Annotated in this window: 14 protein-coding genes and 1 tRNA gene; 3 read left to right on the top strand and 12 right to left on the bottom strand. The window is 61.1% G+C overall.

Translation table 11 applies throughout. From position 1 onward, the window contains the following. A partial coding sequence (locus ACFMO7_RS20805) for a CHAP domain-containing protein (RefSeq protein WP_376797403.1) occupies positions 1-1,459 on the bottom strand: 1,459 nt, incomplete at its 3' end. Positions 1,460-1,847: 388 nt separating this feature from the next. Here ACFMO7_RS20805 and ACFMO7_RS20800 point away from each other — a divergent pair. Continuing rightward, a tRNA-Val gene (locus ACFMO7_RS20800) sits at positions 1,848-1,922 on the top strand. Between the two features lie 386 nt (positions 1,923-2,308). Here the strand turns inward: ACFMO7_RS20800 and ispG are convergent. From ispG to rpsB, 9 genes are all read right to left on the bottom strand, one after another. After that, entirely contained in the window at positions 2,309-3,547 is a 1,239-nt protein-coding gene (ispG, locus tag ACFMO7_RS20795) for a flavodoxin-dependent (E)-4-hydroxy-3-methylbut-2-enyl-diphosphate synthase (protein ID WP_376797402.1), read from the bottom strand. Between the two features lie 220 nt (positions 3,548-3,767). Next, entirely contained in the window at positions 3,768-5,015 is a 1,248-nt protein-coding gene (locus ACFMO7_RS20790; protein ID WP_376797401.1) for an RIP metalloprotease, read from the bottom strand. Positions 5,016-5,049: 34 nt separating this feature from the next. Continuing rightward, on the bottom strand, positions 5,050-6,351 hold the full coding sequence (dxr, locus tag ACFMO7_RS20785) for a 1-deoxy-D-xylulose-5-phosphate reductoisomerase (protein ID WP_376797400.1): 1,302 nt from the start codon (positions 6,349-6,351) through the stop codon (positions 5,050-5,052). A gap of 252 nt (positions 6,352-6,603) precedes the next feature. After that, positions 6,604-7,503, bottom strand: a complete 900-nt coding sequence (locus ACFMO7_RS20780) for a phosphatidate cytidylyltransferase (RefSeq protein WP_376797399.1) — start codon at positions 7,501-7,503, stop codon at positions 6,604-6,606. A gap of 17 nt (positions 7,504-7,520) precedes the next feature. Further along, the gene (gene uppS / locus ACFMO7_RS20775) at positions 7,521-8,354 is read right to left on the bottom strand and encodes a polyprenyl diphosphate synthase (RefSeq protein ID WP_376797398.1); all 834 of its coding nucleotides are present in this window, start codon (positions 8,352-8,354) and stop codon (positions 7,521-7,523) included. A gap of 2 nt (positions 8,355-8,356) precedes the next feature. Further along, positions 8,357-8,914 (bottom strand): ribosome recycling factor, encoded by a 558-nt coding sequence (frr, locus tag ACFMO7_RS20770; protein WP_376797397.1) that lies wholly within the window; start codon positions 8,912-8,914, stop codon positions 8,357-8,359. Positions 8,915-9,070: 156 nt separating this feature from the next. Further along, positions 9,071-9,856 (bottom strand): UMP kinase, encoded by a 786-nt coding sequence (pyrH, locus tag ACFMO7_RS20765; protein ID WP_376797396.1) that lies wholly within the window; start codon positions 9,854-9,856, stop codon positions 9,071-9,073. 264 nt (positions 9,857-10,120) lie between these two features. Then, the gene (gene tsf, locus ACFMO7_RS20760; RefSeq protein ID WP_376797395.1) at positions 10,121-10,717 is read right to left on the bottom strand and encodes an elongation factor Ts; all 597 of its coding nucleotides are present in this window, start codon (positions 10,715-10,717) and stop codon (positions 10,121-10,123) included. A gap of 857 nt (positions 10,718-11,574) precedes the next feature. Further along, a complete protein-coding gene (gene rpsB, locus ACFMO7_RS20755) occupies positions 11,575-12,441 on the bottom strand; it encodes a 30S ribosomal protein S2 (protein WP_376797405.1) in 867 nt (288 codons plus the stop codon). Positions 12,442-12,981: 540 nt separating this feature from the next. Between rpsB and ACFMO7_RS20750 the strand changes: the two genes are divergently transcribed. Continuing rightward, a complete protein-coding gene (locus tag ACFMO7_RS20750) occupies positions 12,982-13,713 on the top strand; it encodes a response regulator (RefSeq protein WP_376797394.1) in 732 nt (243 codons plus the stop codon). Positions 13,714-13,803: 90 nt separating this feature from the next. Here the strand turns inward: ACFMO7_RS20750 and dxs are convergent, their stop codons facing one another. Beyond that, complete coding sequence (gene dxs / locus ACFMO7_RS20745; RefSeq protein WP_376797393.1) at positions 13,804-15,759, bottom strand: 1-deoxy-D-xylulose-5-phosphate synthase; 1,956 nt, start codon at positions 15,757-15,759, stop codon at positions 13,804-13,806. A gap of 1,063 nt (positions 15,760-16,822) precedes the next feature. On the opposite strand from dxs, the gene ACFMO7_RS20740 reads away from it, so the two are divergent. Next, positions 16,823-17,440: a hypothetical protein gene (locus tag ACFMO7_RS20740; RefSeq protein ID WP_376797392.1), complete on the top strand. Its 618-nt coding sequence runs from the start codon at positions 16,823-16,825 to the stop codon at positions 17,438-17,440. 265 nt (positions 17,441-17,705) lie between these two features. Here ACFMO7_RS20740 and ACFMO7_RS20735 read toward each other — a convergent pair whose 3' ends face one another. Then, the gene (locus ACFMO7_RS20735; protein WP_376797404.1) at positions 17,706-18,929 is read right to left on the bottom strand and encodes a Glu/Leu/Phe/Val dehydrogenase; all 1,224 of its coding nucleotides are present in this window, start codon (positions 18,927-18,929) and stop codon (positions 17,706-17,708) included. Between the last annotated feature and the right edge of the window lie 129 nt (positions 18,930-19,058).

The raw sequence follows: 19,058 nt of genomic DNA, 5'->3' as shown, positions 1-19,058 counted from the left end.
CCGTCGCTGTCGGGCGCGGGGTGGCTGTCGGCGAAGGAGTCGCTGTTGGCTTCGGGGTGGCCGTCGCTGTCGGCTTCGCCGTAGCGGTGGGCCTGGGGGTAGCAGAAGGCGTTGGCGTCTTGGTCGGTACCAGGGTGGGCACAGGCGAGGTGCTCGGACCGCCAGGGACAGTAGGGAAAGGCGTCGGCGTCAGGCTGGGCGCTGGAATGGTTGGAGTTGGTGTGTTGATAAAACGATTATAGAGGAGCAGGTCTGTCCTCTGGCCATCGAAGCGGCCTGTGTAAACCTCCCAACCAGGTCCCCAGCCAGTGAGGGTGATATGCTGGTTGATTTGCAGATCGGGGCCAAGGCTCAGAATCTGTATCTTCCCAGAAGAGCGGCTATAGAGCAGGATCTGGGCATGACCGAGGCCGGCAAAATCGCCGATCCGGATATCGAGATCCGAGCCCCAGGCGCGTGGTCCCACCTGGTGATCGGCCAGGGTCACCAACCGGGCGCCAGCCAGCGCACCAGAGGAAGCCGTGGGCGAATCGGGATAGGGCCAGAGGCGTCCGCCTGGGCGCTTGCTAAGTTGCTCGGTATTCAGAAGCTGCAGCACCTTCAGGGTGCCTTCTTGGCGGTTGTAGAGCAGGAGATCGCTCTGACCACTGCCGGTGAAGTCGGCGTTAAAGTCCTGCTCTGAGGAGGTTGGAGGAAGGCCGAGAGCCAGGCGAGCGCTGGTCAGGGTAGCAGGATCGCTTTGCTGCTGCTGATTCGTCTCCATTACCTGGGCCAGAGATTCGCCATCGACACCCGGCAGACGCTCGAAGAGTTGGGGGTCGATCTGGCCCGGGAAATAAATGAAGCGAAGCTGACCGCGTTGATAGCGCGGCTGGTTGATGACCGAGACATGGTATCCGATGCCAAGATGGACCGGGGTAGGATCGCCATAGTTTTGATAGGTTACATTGAAGGTATCTCCGTCGGAGCTGACCCAGGTGACGAACGCCACGTGGCCAGCGGAGCTGTAGGCCCAGACGCCGTCAGCAACGGGAAAAACGGCAATGGCTCCGACGCGAGGGCGCGTTCCAACGGACAGACCGGTCCGCTGGGCGGCGCTCACCCAGTCGGCTGCATTCCCCCAATTGAGGGGCAGATCGTAATGCAGCCAGTGCCATTGCTCCCAGGCCCACCATACGCAGTTTCCGCCTCTGGGAAAGGGACCAGGACAGAGGGCAAATGGGTTGCCATCGGCGCTAAAGCTGAGCTGATCACAGTTTGGGTTGAGCGTCGCAGCAGTAGACCCCAGGCCCTGGGCATTGGCCTGAAGCAGATCGACTAATGAGAGCGGTTGCGAGAGCAGGAGACAGAGAACGGCAACGAGGAAAGCCACAAGGAAGCGGCCTCGCTTCGTGCACCCATCGGTACAACGGTTGTCATCGCCTTGCAGGAGCCTCCGCAGGAAGGCCAAAGGATGCATCTGGTCTCTTCCTCCCTAAAATAAGACCTGTATGCAGCCACGGCTGACCAGATTCGCCTGAAAGCACGCTCGCGGTCTTTCTGCCATTCTGCGATTTCTTGGAGAGTATACCATTGTGAGTTTATGCGCGCAAGGTAGGCGGCTTGCTTGCCCTGCCGCTTCCTTCCTGCCCATCCTGGCTCTCGTCAGAGGCCGGCCTGGCAGCAGCCGCCCCCTGGTTCTATTGTACCCTCCTTTACTGAGGCCAGAGGCCCGGCGCCAGACCCTTCCGAACTTTGCCTTGTCGCTTTCCTCTCTTTTCTTTCAGAGCCCTGGCCAAAAAAGGGCTTGACAGGGCGTGGGAGCAATGCTATCATAGGAGCGTCCTGATCGAAGGAAAACAACCCCCGGGCAATTAGCTCAGTCCGGTTAGAGCGCTGCCTTGACATGGCAGAGGTCACAGGTTCGAGTCCTGTATTGCCCATCCTGATAGGCGATCCTGCAGGGCAAAGGCTGGCAGGATCGCTTTTTTCTGTGCAGGGGGAGATGTCAGTGCTGCGAGGGAAGACGCCAGGAAAGCGGCAGGACCAGAGGTGAGCAGAGAAGGAACAGATATGGGCTGTAGCGGCCTGGCGCCTTGCCTTTCGGCTCGGAGGAAAACCCGCTCTGACGTTGCTTACCCTCGCTCGCTCTGCCCACCGGCAAGGCGCCTGTTGGCGCCGCCCGCCGCAGAGCCGCTCACCTTCTCTGAGCAGCCTGGCAGCCTTTTAGGGCAGCCACCTCCCGGCTCTCGGCCCTTTGTCGGTGGCCAGGCCAGGCTATCCGCGGGGAAGTCACAAGGGCTGGCTTCCTTCAGAGCGGCGCCGTTGGCTACTTCTTCAAAACGGGGATCTCGGTGATGCCCTCATCGCGCGTGCGATGTCGTCCGGCGCTCTCCTTGATGCCTCCCTCGGGATAGACCAGGCGCGCCTCGTGCTCGGGGAGGAGAGAGGCTACTTCTTTCAAGACCGCATCGAGAAACTCCTCTTCAGGCACCGTGCGCACAACCTGCCCTTTGCGGAAAATGACCCCTTTGCCGCGTCCTCCGGCCAGGCCGACATCGGCATCTCGCGCCTCACCCGGGCCGTTGACCACGCAGCCCATGACCGCCACATGAATGGGGGTTTGCACTTTGGCCAGGCGCCGCTCTACTTCATTGGCGACTTCGATAACATCGATCTCAACGCGCCCACAAGAAGGACACGACACAAAGGTCACGCCGCGATTGCGCAGCTCCAGCGAGCGCAGGATCTCATAAGCGACCGGGATCTCCTGCTCCGGCTCGGCGCTCAGGCTGACGCGAATCGTATCGCCGATGCCCTCAGCCAGCAAGATACCCAGGCCAACGGCCGATTTCACCGCGCCTGGCACCAACGTCCCGGCCTCGGTGATCCCCAAGTGCAGCGGATAGTCGGAGCGCTGGGAGAAGCGCCGATAGGCCTCAATGGCCGTCAACGGCGCAGAGGATTTCAAGGAGACCTTGATCTCGTGGAAATCCAGCTCCTCACACCAGGCAATGTATTCCAGAGCCTTATTGACCATGCGTTCGGCAAGCTGCTCGCGCTCGCGCCGCCGCTCTTCCGCAGGATCGCTGCGCTCCACCACACCATCAGAGCGGCGGCGAATCTGGATGCGCTGCATCTGGGCCCGCTTGTCCAGAGCATCGAGCGAGCCGGAGTTGACGCCGATGCGCATCGCCACACCCCGCTCTTTACAAGCCTTGACGATCTCTTCAAGGGCCTTACGTCCCTGAATCAGGTTTCCGGGATTAATGCGGACACAGTCAACGCCCTGGCGAATCGCCTCCAGGGCAAGCTGGTGATTATAATGAATATCGGCAATCAGCGGGATGTGGATACGCTTCTTGATCTCTCCCAGGGCCAGGGCATCTTCCATCTCTGGGACAGCCACGCGCACCAGCTCACAGCCCACCTCTTCAAGGCGCAGGATCTGCGCCACGGTGCTCTCTACGTCGCGGGTATAGGTCGTACACATCGACTGCACCGCAATCGGTGCATCGCCCCCGATCGGCACATCTCCGACATGAATCTGTCGCGTCTTTCTTCGCATAAGCACTCCATAAATCCCAAGGATCTATCGTGACGGCAGCGCCCGCGGCGGTCAGGCGCTGCCGGACAAAGCTTTCCACGAGGGTACAGGGTGTGGGGAGCCGGCAGATCCACCATCCGTTGGTTCCGCTCCCGCTGGCGTCCCTCAGCTCAGAGCGGCGGCGACAAGCCCAAGGCTGGCAGAATCTGCCTGCTACGGCCTGCCCGCCCTCGTCTCTGCCTCAGCGAGCGCTCCAATTCACCACATCGCTGATAGTCACAACCACAATGAGCATCAGCAGAATGGCCATGCCCACCAGATTAATGAGGCCCTCACGCTCGGGGCGCAAGCGCTTGCCGCCGCGCAGCAGCTCGATGAGGATCAAGAGCACTCGCCCGCCATCGAGGGCTGGGAACGGCAAGATATTGATAATAGCCAGGTTCAGGCTGAGAATGCCGGTCAGGGTGAGAATGGGCCACCAGCCGATGGTCGGCACCGTCTGAGCGACCTCACCGGTCATCTGCACAATACCCACCGGTCCAGCGATCTCCGGTTTGACCGCCCCAGTCACCATCTGAACAATGCTAGAGATAAACTGGCCGGTCACCGAGAAGGTCTGAGCGATGCCCTTGATAGGAGCCTGCCAGAGCGGGTAAGTCACATAGCGCACCTCGTTGCCGCGCTCGATCCCCATTGGTCCCTGGCCAGGAGGCGGGTTGACCCGGACATTGATGGTCAGCGCCACCGGCTGCGAATCGCCAGCATGCCTGATAACAACGCGCACCGGCACCGTAGCCTGACCGTGGGCCTGGGCAATAGCCTGTTGCACGATATTCTGAACGTCGGAGAACTGCTGGACCTCCTGACCATTGACCGAGAGAAAGGTATCGCCTGGACGTAAGCCTGCTGCCGCTGCCGGGGAACCCGGAGCCACTTTCGCCACGACCGGCGGAATCACCGGCTCCCCAACGCTGTAAGCGATCGAGAAGAGCACAATCGCCAGCAGGAAATTCATCGTCACGCCGGCCACCAGCACGATGAGACGCTTACCAGCCGACTTTGAAGCAAAGCTCTGTGGATCGTAGCGCCCGTACTCATCGTACATCTCGCCGTTCTCGCCGGGCATGCGTACAAAGCCGCCGATGGGAAGCAGGTTCAGCGAATAGATCGTCGAGGAGGGGGGCGCCACCACAGCAGAAGCGACCTCGCGCTGGCCAGCTTCCGACGCAGGTGCGCCCGGCGGCTCCCAGAGATTCCCACCACTCTCGCCGGCCGCCGGATGACGAAGCTGAGAGTCCCCGTTAAACCAGATCACTTCCCATCCTCCGCGCGGGCGGCGCCGGATTCCCACAATGCGCGGAGGCAAGCCGAGGCCGAACTCCTCGACACGAATCCCGGCCCACTTGGCGGTCAAAAAATGGCCAAGCTCGTGGACAAAGACCAAGAGACCAAAGACGGGTATCGCAGCTAACAAGTACCAGTAATTCATTCCCACTTCCCTCAGACAGCTTTTGCAAGCAGGACTAACCTGTGGCCTGACGAACAACCCCCAGCGTAGCGGCCACCTCCCGAGCCGTCTGGCGGGCCCAATCGCGCGTTTGGAGAATGGCCGGAATATCCGGTTGAGCCTGAGCCATTGAGGCATGGCGTTCCAGAACAGCCTCGATCAGGCGAGCGATATCGACCAAGCTGATCTGTCCTGCCAGAAAGAGGGCGACCGCCTCCTCATCGGCCCCTACCAGGGCGCAGGGATACGTTCCACCACGTTCAGCGGCCTCGCGGGCCAGGCGATAGCAAGGGAAGCGCGCCACATCAAGCGTCTCAAAATGCAGCTGCGCCACCTGTATCCAGTCCAGAGGACGGATCAAGCCACGGTCCACCGCCCCCAGCCGCAGCGGATAGGTCAACGCATCGAGAATGGGCAGATGCATACTGGGGAGGCTGGCCTGCATCTTAATCGAGCCATCGACGAATTCAACCATAGAATGGATAATACTTTCGGGCTGGATCACCACCTCGATGCGCTCGTAAGGGACGGCAAAGAGCCAGTGGGCCTCGATGACCTCCAGTCCCTTATTCATCAAGGTCGCCGAATCGACCGTGACCTTCGGCCCCATACGCCAGGTGGGATGAGCCAGGGCCTGAGCGACCGTTACCGCCGGCAGCTCAGCCAGAGGGGTCTGGCGGAAGGGACCACCCGAAGCGGTCAAAATCAGACGGCGGACCTCAGCCCCGTCCTCGCCGCGCAGGCACTGCCAGAGAGCACTGTGCTCGCTATCGATGGGCAGAATAGCCACCCCGGCCCGCCGCGCTGCTTCCATCACCATGTGGCCGGCCATCACCAGCGTTTCTTTATTGGCCAGAGCGATGGTCTTGCCAGCCTGGATTGCCGCCATCACTGGCTCCAAGGCCACCAGACCAGACGTGGCCACAACCACCAGATCCACCTGCGGCAAAGTGGCCGCCTCCAGCAAGCCGGCGAGACCAAAGGCCAGGCGAGGAGCCGGTTTTCTGGCGCTCCCAGCGCCCCCACCAGAGAGCAGGCGCTCAGCCTCCTGGCGAATCGGTGGGGTCTCAGCGAAGCAAGCCACGAGAGCAGGGGCAAACTCTTCAACCTGCTGGGCCAGCAGGGATAGATTGCTATGAGCAGCCAGGGCCACCACTTCAAAGTGCTCAGGAAAGCAGCGCACCGCATCCAGCGTCTGCCGCCCGATCGAGCCAGTGCTTCCCAGCAAGGCGATCCGCCTCGGGAAACGCAAGGCTTCCGCTCTCTGGATGTGGTCCGTAGCCCACTGGCCAGGTTCTTTCTCCTCAGTCCGTTTCATTGCTTTATCGCCGCTCCCTTGCTGGCTCTACCCAGGGAATATTGTAGCACGGCAGAGCGACTGCAGCAGGAAATCTTTTTACACGTATCCCCATGATCAACGTTTCGTAACTCTCTTTTTTCTTAATAAAAATCCAGGCAGCACCCACTCCCTGCCAGCCTGGCCCGATCCGCTGCAGGACAAGCCCTTGTGCCGCTGAAGCGGCCTTCCTCTGCCTGGCCTGAGGCAGGGGGCAATAGACGGTCCGGCTGATCAGCGTGGGACCAGCAGGACCAGTTGAGAGAAAAAGTAGATGACGACGGCGGCGAAGAGCAGGCTATCGATGCGATCGAGGAGGCCGCCGTGACCAGGCATCAGCTGACCGCTATCCTTCACCTGGGCCTGCCGTTTCATCAGCGACTCCGCCAGATCGCCCAGGGTCGCGGCCAGCGAGAGGGCCAGGCCAAGAGCCAGGGCCAGATACCAGGGGACCTGGAGCAAGGAGCAGGCCAGCAGGAGACAGAGGAGCAGCGTACACAGCAGGCCCCCAACGACTCCCTCCCAGGTCTTGCCGGGGCTGATCTGGGGCGCCAGCTTATGGCGCCCGAAGAAATGACCGGTGAAGAAGGCCGCCGAATCGAAGGTCCAGACAGCGGCAAAGAGCAAGAGCAGCCACCAGAGACCCCGCGGGGGAGGCCAGCCGAACTGAGAGCCGCGCAACAACAGCAAGAGGCTGAGCGGCCAGCCGAGATAGAGGGCAAAGACGACGGTCAAGGCCCAGTCGACCAGTGAACCATCGAGCCGCTGCCGCCAGAAGAGGAGCGGGAAGGCCACCAGCAAGGCGAGACTGAGGCAGATCTCCAGCAAGAGCAGACGCCACTGGGGGAAGATTGCCGACAAGAGCAAAAGCATCCCCAGCCCAAAGCTCGCCCAGAGCAAAGGACGGCTGCCCGAGTGCAACATCATCTGATGCAGCTCGTAGCAGCCCCAGGCCAGAACAAAGAGCGCCGCCGCAAAAGCCACCCAACCACCCAGCCAGATCACAAGCAAGACAATAGGAATCGCTACAACGGCGGTCAGCACGCGCAGAGCCAAAGTGCTCCCCCACAGCCCGCCGCTGTTAGCAGTTCTCTTCTCCGATGACTGTAGCTGTTTCTCAGTTGCGCGCTCCACGCGATGATTCCACCTGCTTAGCGGCCACTGGGAGAAGCGGTCAGTCGCCCAAAGCGTCGCTGGCGCTGGCGATAGCTCTCCAGGGCCGCGCGTAGATCTTCGCGCCCAAAGTCGGGCCAGAGAGTTGGTGTAGAATAATACTCGCTATAGGCTGACTGCCAGATCAGAAAGTTACTGACGCGCATCTCGCCAGCGGTGCGAACAACGAGATCGGGATCGGGTAGATCGTGAGTATAGAGATAGGAACTAATCACCTCCTCAGTGATCGCCTCGGGTGGCAGGCCATCGGCGATAATCCGCCGTACGGCATCAACCAGCTCAGCGCGACCGCCGTAGTTGAAGCAAACACTGAGGTGGATACGATTGTTATGGCGCGTCAGCTCCACCGACTCCTGGACGGCGCGCTGAATAGCGGGGGGGAGATCTTGCAAGCGACCAAGATGGCGCAGCCGCACCCCGTCACGATGCAACTTCTCCAGGTCAGAGCGGATCGTTTCCCAGAAAAGGCGCATGAGGCCCTCGACCTCTTCCCGGGGTCGGCCCCAGTTCTCGGTCGAGAAAGCATAGACACTCAAATACTCGATATGCTCATCGACGGCGGCCTCCACGACGCGGCGGAGAGCGGCCACGCCTGCCTTATGGCCGGCCAGGCGTGGCAAATGGCGCTGAGAGGCCCAGCGTCCATTTCCATCCATGATGATAGCCAGGTGACGCAGCGGGCAGCTCTGCCCCTGCGCCTGAGCCTGCAGTTGGGCCTGCTCCTGCCCCTGGGAGCGCACCTCTACCGCTGGTTGCGACTGCTCACTCTTTTTCCCCACAGAAGAGGGAAAAAGATCACGTATCCTGGTCAACGTCAGACCTCCAAAATCTCGTGTTCCTTGAGCTTGCCGATCTTATCCATCTCCTCGATGTAGCGGTCGGTCAGCTTCTGCAGGCGATCCTGACCGCGCTTCAGCTCATCTTCGGAGATCTCCTTCTTCTTCTCGCGGTCGCGCAACTTATCCTGGACATCGCGGCGGATATTGCGCACCGCGACCTTATGCTCATCAAGCTTCTTGTGAAGGAGTTTCACCATCTCGCGACGCCGCTCCTCGTTGAGGGGAGGAATCGCCAGGCGGATCACCTGGCCATCGCTGCTGGGATTGATGCCCAGATCGGACTTCTGGATAGCCCGCTCAATATCCGGGAGCAGCTTGCGATCCCAGGGCTGGATGACCAGCAAACGCGGCTCCGGCGCTGTGATCGAAGCGAGCTGGTTAATCGGCGTGGGAACGCCGTAGTAATCGACCTGAATCCGTTCCACGAGGGCAGAGCTGGCGCGGCCAGTGCGGATGCCCGCCAGGTCATGGCGGAGGGCCTCCACAGCTTTCTGCATTCGGCGTTCGGCATCTCCGAAAATATCATCTACCATAGCAATGCTCCCAATCGTAAGGTGGCTTGGTTGGATACGCACGCAGAGCAAGCGACAGACCAGGGTAGAGCCACTGGTGGGCGAGCCAGCGCGAGGCCAGAAAGAAGAGAGCCGTCCCGTCCCCTCCTGAGCCTGCCACTGGCAGCCGGCCCGTGCTCAGACACGCTCGCTGACAGGGCTTTCCTCGAGGTCATGAACGAGTGTCCCGCGCTTCTCGCCGCGCATGATCGCCTCCAGCGCTCCGGGCTGGTCGAGATTGAAGACGACGATCGGCAAGTGGTTATCCTTGCAGAGCGAGATCGCAGTACTGTCCATCACCTTGAGGCCCATATTGAGAGCGCGCATATAGCTTATCTCTTCAAACTTACGAGCGTTCGCATTGCGCATGGGATCATCGTCGTAGACGCCGTCGACCTTCGTAGCTTTCAGCAGCACCTGGGCGTTCAGCTCAATGGCGCGCAAGGCCGCCGCCGTATCGGTCGTAAAGAACGGATTGCCACTGCCCGCCGCCAGGATCACCACCCGCCCTTTTTCAAGATGGCGAACGGCGCGGCGACGGATAAACGGCTCCGCCACCGGAGGCATCTCGATCGCAGTCTGCACGCGCGTGACTAGGCCGAGCTTCTCCATAGCATCCTGCATGGCCAGGGAGTTCATGACCGTGGCCAGCATACCGACGTAGTCGGCGGTCGCGCGATCCATGCCTGCGGCAGCGGCATCTGCCCCACGCCAGATGTTGCCGCCACCGATGACCATTGCCACCTCCACCCCCAGATCGTGAACGCGCTTGACCTCAGCCGCGATGCGGCGGACCGCCACCGGGTCAATCCCAATGCGCGGCTCGCCGGCCTCTGAGGTATGACGGGGAGCGAGGGCCTCGCCGCCCAGCTTGAGCAGGATACGCCGATATCGCAAGGACGCAGCCGTCTGAGATTCAGCCATCTTCTCTTCTACTCCCATGCGCTTCTTGTGGGGGGAGAGCCTTGACCCTGTCCCATCTGGTGCCAGCGGTGCCCGACGCCTTCAGCCACCGACCAGCGCCAGCGGAGAGGGGAAGAGGCGAAGAGGTCAGCCCCCCAGCAGGCAAGGTCGGAGCGAGAGCGGATGCTGTCCAGGCGCTCTGCGTGTCGCCCGGAGCACATCTCGCCCGCCTCCAATTCCACACATAGCATAGCACGCACAAGACCAACCAGGAAGGGCCGCCCCCTACTCGCCCAGGGCAAAGCGACAGAAGCGACGAATGACGACGTTCTCCCCGGTCTCCGCAATGACTTTGCGCACCAGATCTCCTACCACCTGGCTCTCGTCGCGAATCCAGGGCTGCATCATGAGCACCTGCTCGCTGAAGAGCTTCTTGAGCTTGCCCTGAACGACCTCCTCGCGCTTATGCTCCGGAACTCGGGCCATGGAGGGGTCCTCCAGCAGCTCCTGACGGGCCTTCTCGATGACTTCAGCGGGCACATCCTCGTAATTCACGTACTTTGGATTGGTGCCAGCAATCTGCAGCGCCAGCTCATTCGCCAACTGGCGAAAGCTCTCGCTGCGAGCGACGAAGTCCGTGCTGCAGTTCAACTCGAGCAGGACCCCCACGCTGTTGTTGTGGTGCACATAGGAGAAGACGCCGCCCTGCTTGGTCTCGCGACCGGCAGCGATCATCTTCTCCGCCTTGCGGCTGGCCTTGGCATTGAGGATCTTGATGGCCTCCTCCCACGACTGCGCCTCCTCCAGCGCGCTCTTGCAATCGGCAAAGGTCGCCCCAGTCTCCTCACGCAACCTCTTCACATCGGCAGCAGCATAGTTCATATGGGTCTTTCTCCTTCAGCGTACTCTGATAGCATACTCAGGTTTCAGTCTGAGTGACAACGACTCTCGGTCACTCATGGATGGTCTCGAGTGCTTGACAACTGCGGTACAGTAGAATACTGGGCTTTGAACAGCCTGTCGGTTCGTCGGTTCATTCCTCCGGCTGGCTGGCTGACTGCCGGTTGAGCGTCCGCCACTCGCCGGCCCCGCTCCCTCTGCCTGCCACGATGGCCTTCCGTTCAGCCCGCCATGGATCCGGGTCCAGCCAGACGGCATAGAGAGGACCTGGCATCCACCACGGCCAGCCTCCGATGCGAGAAACCTTTCAGCCTTTCCGGTCTGGCGCACGTGTGGTCACCAGGTCCCTTTCCCAAGTCTTATAACAGCACAGAGCAGACCCGGCCTCCGGCAGAGGCGCCTAGATCCGTCCGCGCTGACCCCGCTGAGCTGGAGCAGGCGGGTGAGCGGAGAAAAGAGAAGAAAAGGACATGTTAATAACAAGATGAAGCCAGCCCGCCTGGCCACCTGCCTCGCTACCCGTCCGTCTTGCTGGCAGTGAGGAGCTGCGGCCTCTCACGGCCAGCCATCCTCAGCGAGGAGACTGGGACGCTTGAGCCGGCGCCGGACTTCAAGTGCGCGGGCCTTCAGGTCCTGCTTGATCGGGTCTGGGCCGAGAGAGGAAGCCAGCCCAGGTGTGTTTAGCTCAGGCTCTGCAGGCACAAACTCAGATAGCCATGCCTCTCTGGCTGCACACCAGCCGAGCCGAGCGGTCGGCGGGAGCAGGATAGGCAGGGCAACCAGAGCGCAACGAACGACAAGCGGCGGGATGGGACAAGCTGTAGAGGAGCGAGATGGCTCTAGGATTCTCTGGCCACCAGCTCAGGCTCGGAGGCGTTCGATGGACTCTCGGCCTCACCAGGAGAGACGGTCGCCTCGCGCTGAGACGAGCCTGCCCCAGAGGCAGATGGTTCCGCCGCCTCCGCCTGGGCAGCCCCCTCTTCGCCTGAAGCTGCCACACCCTCAACAGGCGCCTCACTATCCTTCTGCTGCGCCTCCAGCTCGCGGCGTCCCTCGATCACCGCATCAGCGATCTTTGAACAGAGGAGGCGAACGGCGCGAATGGCATCGTCGTTGGCAGGGATCGGATAGTCGATCTCGTCGGGATCGCAGTTTGTGTCGGCCAGGGCCACAATGGGGATCTCCAGACGGCGGGCCTCCAGAACGGCGGTATGCTCCTTGCGGGTATCGATGATGAAGACCGCCCCCGGCAGGCGCCGCATCTCCTTAATTCCCCCAAGAATGCGCTCCAGACGCACCAGATCATCTTGCAGGCGCTGGGCCTCCTTCTTGGGCAGGCGTTCAAGCTCGCCCCGATCGCGACGAGCCTCCAGCTCACGGAGATAGCGAATGCGCCCCTGAATGGTCTGGAAATTGGTGAGCATCCCACCAAGCCAGCGCTGGTTCACGTAGAACATCCCACACCGCTTGGCCTCCTCCGCCACCGCCTCCTGGGCCTGCTTTTTCGTCCCGACGAATAAGAGCGTCTCCCCGCTGGCAGCCAGTTCCTTCACAAACTTGTAAGCCTCATTGAGGCGCGCCACGGTTTGCTGAAGGTCAATGATGTGGATGCCATTGCGCTCCATGAAGATGAAGGGCTTCATCTTGGGGTTCCAGCGCCGCGTCTGGTGCCCAAAATGAACGCCAGCTTCCAGAAGCTGTTTCATCGAGATAATGTTGGCCAAAAAACAGATCCTCCCTTTTATCCTCCGCTCTCCTCCTATCGGCGATAGGGTTCCCCTTGCTCGCTCCTTGGCGCCATACAGCTTCCTGGCTGGCTGGCCTGCTGCTTCGCTCGCGCCCCTCCCCTCGCCACGGTGGTGCCAGGGCCATTCAGGGTCTTGAGGTACCGAGGGTATCGGGGCACCAGGGAAACGCCGATCAGAGAGCGTGTGTACTTGATGAGTAATACAACACTACACTTGTCTCGACCAGCAGGAACCCTCGCTCCTGCTAACTTGCAAGTATAGCATAGGTTGCAGAGGGACGCAAGCAAGAGTTCTCGCCTCGCCTCCCCTGGCTTTCCCCCCTCCCCCACGTCGAGCACAGCCCCCACTGCTCTTTTAGCCCCTGCTTCTTGGAGACCACAGTACAGTGTAATGTGTACACATATTCGCTTATGTGTGCTTGCCTATCCGGCACACGTGCATATTTGCTTATATACTGATAGGACTGAAGACTGTACAGGAGGCAGAAAGGGTTACACCATGATTAGAGTTCTACTGGCGGATGATCACACCCTGATTCGACGCGTTGTGCGCGAGATTGTGGAGCGGGCCGGCGACCTGGAGGTGGTCGCCGAGGCCAGCAACGGCCTCGAGGCCGAGGCCCAGGCGGCCCAAACTCACCCGGATGTTGTATTGATGGACCTGGACATGCCGGAATGTGACGGCTTCGAGGCAACTGAGCGCGTGCTGGCCTGCTCTCCAGAGTCGCGCGTGGTGATTCTGACGGCTTCGCAGCAGGAGCAACTGGCTCTGCTGGCTATCCAACGCGGGGCTATTGGTTACCTGACCAAGGATATCGAGCCGGAGACCCTGGTGGCCGCTATCCGCTCCGCTGCTCGCAACGAGATCTCGATTCCCGGTCCCCTGGCTACGCGTGTGCTAGCTCACCTGCGCACGCTGACGCTCAGCGGCAAGATCCGCGAGGTTCCTCCCGCCGACTTCTCTCAGGGAGCAGCCAGCCGCGCTTTCTATTATAAAGTCCAACAGCGGCTCCACGGTTCGGCGTTGAACCTGCAGAACCTCTCGCGCCCTCTGACGGAACGCGAGATCGAGGTTCTCGATCTGATCCGCAAAGGACGGAAGAACCGTGAAATTGCTCAAGAACTCAATATAGCTGAATCAACGGTACATAAGCACATTCAGAATATTTTTGAGAAGCTGCATGCGCGTAGCCGCACCGAGGCCATTTACCTGCTCAGCTCGCGCAACTGAGGCATGAACGCCTCCGCCAGGCCGCTGCGGCTGAGGGCAGGATCAGGCAGGGCAGCGCTGCCCTCAGCTGTCCAGGCGGCGCGTCGCCGATCATGAAGTCGATGCAGGGCTGCCCTGGGCGGTCGATGCAGCGACCCCGAGCAACTCGCGGACGACATCCTTAATATGAGCGCTGGAGAGGCCATATAGCTCTTTCAGGATGGAGGGCGCTCCGTGTTCGACCAGGCGATCGGGGAAGCCAACGAGCCTGACGCGGACATCGTGGCAGTCCTCGCGGGCCAGCAGCTCAAGGACCGCGCTGCCGAAGCCGCCCGCTACCATGTGGTCCTCGATCGTGACCAGATGCCGTGTGGCGCGAGCCAGGGCCAGAATCAGGGTTTCGTCCAGTGGCTTGGCCCAGCGCGCATTGACGACGGCCACGCTGAGTCCCTCTTCTCGCAGCTCCGAGGCCACCTGTTCGGCCAGCTCAACAGTGGTGCCGTAGGCCAGTAAGGCACACTGACAGCGTTCGGCCTCTTCGAGAGTGGCAGGCGTGAGCAGCTCAGCTTTACCGATCTCGAGGGGGCGCAGCTCCTTATCGAGGGAGACGCCGCGCGCCTTGCCGCGTGGGTAACGCAGGCAGACTGGCCCGTCCATATACAGGGCAGTATAGAGCATGTGCCGCAGTTCGTTCTCATCGCGCGGAGCCATGACCCGCATGTTGGGGATCATGCGCATAAAGGCGATGTCAAAGAGGCCATGCTGGGTGGGGCCGTCCTCGCCGACGACGCCGGCGCGATCCATGGCGAAGACGACGTGCAGGTTCTGCATGCAGATGTCGTGAATCACCTGATCAAAGGCCCGCTGCATGAAGGTGGAATAGATGGCGACGACTGGACGTAGTCCCCCAACAGCCAATCCACCCGCAAAGGTCACAGCGTGCTGCTCGGCAATGCCAACGTCAAAGTAGCGCTCAGGGAAGCGCTGATGCAACTTCTTTAAGCCGGTGCCCTCGGCCATGGCCGCCGTTATGCCGACGATGCTCTGGTCGCGCTCGGCCAGCTCGACCAGGGTGTTGGCGAAGACTTCGGTGTAGGTGGGGGGATCGTTGGGATTCTTTTTAATGACGCCGGTACGGTAGTCGAAGGCGCCTGGTCCATGCCACTTGGTGGCATCTTCTTCGGCAAAGGTCCAGCCTTTACCTTTCTTGGTAACGACCTGAACTATGATCGGCCCTTCAATACGCTTGATATTTTCCAGAATATCGATGAGCAGGGGAAGGTCGTGTCCGTCGAAGGGTCCAAAGAATTTGAAGCCCAGCTCCTCAAAGATGGTGCCGCTTTTGCTGTGCAGGACAAATTGCTTGAAGCTGGTCTCGGCGCGCGCGGCAGCCTCCAAGGCCACATCGCCGACCACGGGCAGGCGCTCGATAGAGCCTTTGGTCATCTCGCGCAAGCGCTGGTAGCCAGGCAAGGTCTGCATACGCCGCGCTTTGGCGAGCACGGTGGCGATGGCACCCACGTTATCGGAGATAGACTTCTCGTTATCGTTGAGGATAATGATCAGGTTCTTTTTCAAGCTGCCGGCGTTGTTGAGGGCTTCCAGAGCCATGCCGCCGGTCAAGGCCCCATCGCCGATGACGGCAACGACCTTGAAGTCCTGGCCCTGGAGATCGCGCGCGACGGCCAGGCCCAGGGCGGCGGAGATAGAGGTGCTGGCGTGGCTGGCGCCAAAGACATCATAGGGACTCTCTTCGCGGCGGAGATAGCCGGAGAGTCCTCCAAACTGGCGAATGGTACGGAAGCGCTCGCGGCGCCCAGTCAGCAGTTTATGGACGTAAGCCTGATGGCCAATATCCCAGACCAGCAGGTCGTGAGGGGTATTGAAGACGGTGTGCAAAGCAATCGTCAGCTCGACGACACCCAGGTTAGGGGCCAGATGGCCACCTCGTGCCGAGACAGTCTCGATGATCTCTTGACGAATCTCCTCGGCCAGCGTGCGCATCTCAGCGATACTGAGCGCGCGAAGCTGAGCTGGGCTATCGATGCGATCCAGTATCCTTGCCAAGGCAGTCCTCCCACAGGAAAGCTTATCCCGTATTATAGGACGCAAGAGGTAGCCAAAGAAAGGTCGCAATGTGACAAATGCAGGTACCTGAAGCCTTGACAAGATCGCTATTCGCGTGAAAGGAGGGGAAGGCGGAGCGGTTGACAAACGTCCCGGCAGTCCTTTGCATCCCAGAGCCGCGCCAGATCACGACCAGGGTGGCTCTGCTCTCGCGTGAGAGGAGGACCGGAGCCTTTCCTCCTCGCAGGATGAGGGAAGGGTATCAGGTCCTTTGGCATGGGCCAGAGTCACCTTGGCTCCTGAAGGCCGGAGGAGGGAGCGCTTCGCTGGGCTGAAACGGGCGCCTCGCTGGCACCTGCCAGACGAGCCAATGGCATGCAGGTCCCTTCGCCGCGGAAAGTGGAAAGCTTTTCTTTCTTTCTTTCTTGCACAGGCCAGAAGCCAGGGGCCTGGCCCCCTGCTGCTGTCGAGTGGAGCCGGAAGACTCTTGACAGGGTTCCACTTTCTTCTTATCATGGCCTTTCGGAAAACCATATGGGACATCCAGGTGGGTTGGAGCGTTCCCGAGAGATCGACGCTCCCCCGCAAGGGGAGGTCCGTTTACGCGCTGAAATGATGGCAGGCGTGACCCGATGGATCGCTTGACGTTGCCCTTTCCTGCCGGTATACTGATCACACTGGGGTGGAGGCGGCTCTCCTGCATCCCTTCAGCTTTTCGTCTCCCGTCAACCCTGTCCATGCCGCGGGAATGTCCCCCTTCAGCTTGTGAGCCAGGCAATCGAACTGAGCTGAGCCAGGCCAAAGCAGCCAGGTCATCGTGAGAGAGAGACAAGCATCAGGGCTGAAGTTGCCCCGCGGAACCGCGCGTCGGCAGGGTTGGAAAAGTGAGGAGGCGATCAGCACGCCCGGTCCGGGGAGAGAGGCACCGGCAGTAGCGCCCAGGCGGCTTGCCGTCTGAACGGACATTACGGCGCTTTTGTCGTCATCTTCTGATACTGTTTGAGGGAAAGGAGGCGGCGCTTTTCCCCAGATTCCTGGCGGGGGTCGCTGCGCCGCAGGTCCAATGACGAGGAAAGAGAGCGAAAAGGACACCGAACGTCCGCACTACTATTCTCAGTTCTGGCTTGATGTCGCCGCCGGACGCCGGGTGATCGGCAGCTCCAAGACCACCGAGGAGAGCGAGACGGGTGAGCGGGGCGAACGCGACTCCCAGGAGTCGGGGGCAGCCCGGAAATCGGCCCGCGGCAGCCATGCGGCCAGCAGCGAAAGCCGCGACCGTGAGGAGTCTCGCGCTCCCCAAACGGAAACGGTCACGGCTCAGGCCCGAGAGCCAGAGCCCGAGGTGACTACACCTGGGCCCGCGGCTCAAGCGGCTACCAGTGTCCCAGATGAGGAGTTCGTTCCTGTCGAAGAGGAGGAGACCGCCGAGCCAGAGGAGGAGCTGCTAGAGGAGGCTCTGGAATCCGAGGCCGATGAGGAGGAGGCGGAAGAAGACGAGGAAGAACCCGAGCTGGGCTACGAGGAGGATGAGGAGGAGCTTTTTGAGGATGAGGAGGAAGAGGAGGATGAGGAAGACGAGGACCTCTGGCCCGGCGGAAAGGGGAAGAAGAAGCACGCGAAGCCCAGTCGCCAGCCGAAAACGACCAAGCGCCCGCGACGGGACACTCGCCGCGGCTACTAGAAGAGGCAATACCGTTGAGGTCCTGCCCTGACCACCCTGGGAGGACCGGAAGCGCTAGCCAGGGAGCAAAGTTGCCTTTGAGCGCCCCTTGTTCTTGCCTGCTGGCGCGCCGGGACGGACCAGCGCGGCCAGGGCAGGGAGAAGGGCCAGGAGCAAGCGGGACAGCAACCCAGCCCCTGGCCCTTTTCTCTTCTCTTGTCTGGCCTGGCGCTGGCGACCAACCTCCCTCGGCAGTCAGCGTTTTGGCCACCTGGCCTGCCGGCTCTCAGGGATAGATGCCACGGATCTGGGTGGCCTCGGCCACGCGCGAGATGGCCAGCATGTTGGCCGCCAGGCGCAGATCACAATGATATTGCTCGGCCTTTTCAACGACCGCGGCAAAAGCACGGTTCATGATGATCTCCAGCTTCTGGGTAATTTCCTCAACTCCCCAAAAGAAGCTTTGCAGGTCCTGCACCCACTCGAAGTAGCTGACCGTGACGCCGCCGGCATTGGCCAGAATGTCGGGGATAACGATCACCCCTTTGCGCCCGAGAATCTTGTCCGCCTGGGGGGTGGTCGGTCCATTGGCCGCCTCAGCAACGATGCGGGCCTGGATACGCCCGGCGTTGGTCTCGTTGATCACGCCCTCGGTGGCCGCCGGGATCAGGATGTCGCAAGGCACCTCCAGGACTTCCTGGGGACCGATCTGCTGGGCCGCTGGGAAGCCGACAACGCTACCTCTCTCTTGCTTGTGACGGAGCACTGCCGCAGGATCTAGCCCGGCCTCGTTATAGATCCCGCCGCGGGTATCGCTGACGGCCACGATCTTGCAGCCTTCGTGATGGAAAAGGCGGGCTGCAATGGAGCCGGCATTGCCGAATCCCTGGATGCTGACTCGAGCGCCACGTAACGGGATGCCGATGCGACGCGCCGCCTGGCGCGTGACAAAGAGGACCCCCATCGCCGTAGCATCGTTGCGCCCTTCGCTGCCGCCGATCGAGATGGGCTTGCCGGTGACAACGGCGGGAATAGAGAAGCCCTCGTGCATCGAATAGGTGTCCATAATCCAGGCCATGATCTGGGGATTGGTGTTGACGTCGGGGGCCGGAATGTCGCTGTGGGGACCAATAATGATGGAGATCTCGGTTGCGTAGCGCCGGGTGAGGCGCTCCAGCTCACCCGGACTCATGGCCTTGGGATCGCAGATTACCCCTCCCTTGGCTCCGCCGTAGGGAATACCAACCACGGCACACTTCCAGGTCATCCACATGGCCAGGGCCTTGACCTCGTCCAGGGTTACATCAGGGCTATAGCGAATGCCACCTTTGGCAGGCCCGCGATTCACGTTGTGCTGGACGCGATAGCCAGTAAAGGTCTTGATCCGGCCATCATCCAGGCGTACAGGAAAGTTGACTGTCAGCTCGCGCTTGGGCTTGCGGAGAATCTCTCGCATGTCCTCCGAGAGATTGAGCCGATCGGCGGCCTCCTCAAACTGCTGAACAGCCATCTCATAGGGGTTAATACGGATGTCGCGAGAGGACTTCACGTCGTTGTGCAGGTCCACGTTCTTGCTCCTTTTTCGTTCCGTATGGTGCAGCCGGGGGCAGGCGAGTTGGCAGGCTGGCTGGTTCGGGCC

This window comes from Thermogemmatispora sp., assembly GCF_042408735.1.
Taxonomy (GTDB): domain Bacteria; phylum Chloroflexota; class Ktedonobacteria; order Ktedonobacterales; family Ktedonobacteraceae; genus Thermogemmatispora.
Note: the sequence above shows the minus strand (reverse complement) of the source record. Positions and strands in the feature narration are given on the sequence as shown.